The sequence below is a fragment of the Streptomyces avidinii genome, assembly GCF_014650695.1.
Taxonomy (GTDB): domain Bacteria; phylum Actinomycetota; class Actinomycetes; order Streptomycetales; family Streptomycetaceae; genus Streptomyces; species Streptomyces avidinii.
This window is the reverse complement of the sequence record NZ_BMVL01000064.1, coordinates 1-749: the sequence shown is the minus strand read 5'-3', so window position 1 is coordinate 749 and position 749 is coordinate 1. Positions and strand designations below refer to the sequence as shown.

Here is a 749-nt window from a genome sequence, read left to right as displayed (position 1 = left end):
AGGCCGAGGAAGGCCAGGTAGTTGCGGGGGTAGCGCTCGTAGCGGTGGTTGAGTCGGCGGTATCCGGTGAGCCAGGACATGGTCCGCTCGATCACCCACCTGCGTCGCCCGAGTCGCTCGGAGGACTCGATTCCCTTGCGGGCGATACGGACGCCGATGCGTTTGCCTCGTAGCCATCTTCGCAGCTCAGGTGTGTCGTATGCCTTGTCGGCGTGCAGACGCTGGGGCTTGAAGTGACGCCCGCGGTGGGGGTCGTGTCTCGTTTGGTGACCGAGCACCATGGGCTTCAGTGCCTGGCTGTCGTGGGTGTTGGCGGCCGATACGCCGACAACGAGGGGCAGTCCGTTCGCGTCCGACAGGACGTGCATCTTGGAGCCCGGCTTGCCCCGGTCCACGGGGCTCGGACCTGTGAGTTCGCCCCCTTTTTAGCGCGGACGTGGGCGGAGTCGAGAACCGCTCGGGAGAGATCGAGAAGGCCCGCATCGTCGAGCCGGTGCAGGATCTCCTCGTGGAGCCGGCCCCAGACTCCGGCCCTCGACCAGATCAGGAACCTGCGATGCGCCGTCGACTTCGATATCCCGAAGCACGGTGGTAACGCTCGCCAGGCACACCCGCTGACCAGGACGTAGATGATCGCGGCGAACAACGTCTCATCAGGCGTGTCCTGCGTTCCACCGCCCTGCGGCCGCACCCTCGACGGCGGGATCAACGGCTCCGCGATCTCCCACAACCCGTCCGGAACAATCCAA

The 749-nt window shown here is 65.8% G+C and carries 1 protein-coding gene; it reads right to left on the bottom strand.

Going from position 1 to position 749, the window contains the following annotated elements:
- A protein-coding gene (locus IE257_RS37755) for an IS5 family transposase (RefSeq protein WP_189974652.1) occupies positions 1 to 749 on the bottom strand; the annotation gives its coding sequence in 2 pieces (ribosomal slippage) (positions 1 to 427 and positions 427 to 749; 750 coding nt annotated over the 2 pieces). This gene is flagged as partial in the annotation.